At 47.5% G+C, this 444-nt stretch carries 2 protein-coding genes; both read right to left on the bottom strand.

Features of this window, described 5'->3' with window-relative positions:
- On the bottom strand, window positions 1-113 hold a 113-nt coding region (locus DPG01_RS18605), incomplete at its 3' end, for a CoA-transferase (protein ID WP_322873883.1).
- A 13-nt stretch (window positions 114-126) separates the two neighbouring features.
- Window positions 127-444, bottom strand: a 318-nt coding sequence (locus tag DPG01_RS18600) for a 3-oxoacid CoA-transferase subunit A (protein ID WP_162622385.1), incomplete at its 5' end; no start/stop codon positions are given.

The raw sequence follows: 444 nt of genomic DNA, 5'->3' as shown, positions 1-444 counted from the left end.
TAACTGGCAATCTTGGTCGGTAAGCCAATCCCAAGATTCACATAAGCCCCATCGGGAATGTCTTGTGCCACACGTTCTGCAATTTGGTTACGGCTGAGTTTTTGATAGCTCATGATGTTCTCCCGATTACACAGCAACAGGTTCAGGTTGAACCTGCACCACGTGTTGAACAAAAATACCTGCGGTGATGATGTGTTCAGGATCTAAAGCCCCTAAGTCCACCACTTCAGAGACTTGTGCAATGGTCACACTGGCAGCCATTGCCATAATCGGGCCGAAGTTACGTGCCGATTTGCGGTAAACCAAATTGCCCCAACGGTCGCCTTGTTGGGCTTTAATCAGAGCAAAATCGGCTTTGATTGGATATTCCAGTACATAATCTTTACCGTCGATGTGACGGGTTTCTTTGCCTTCAGCCAATAAAGTACCGTAGCCTGTAGGCGT

The sequence above is a fragment of the Acinetobacter sp. WCHAc060042 genome (assembly GCF_003231195.1).
GTDB lineage: Bacteria > Pseudomonadota > Gammaproteobacteria > Pseudomonadales > Moraxellaceae > Acinetobacter.
This window is presented reverse-complemented; position numbering and strand designations above follow the sequence as displayed.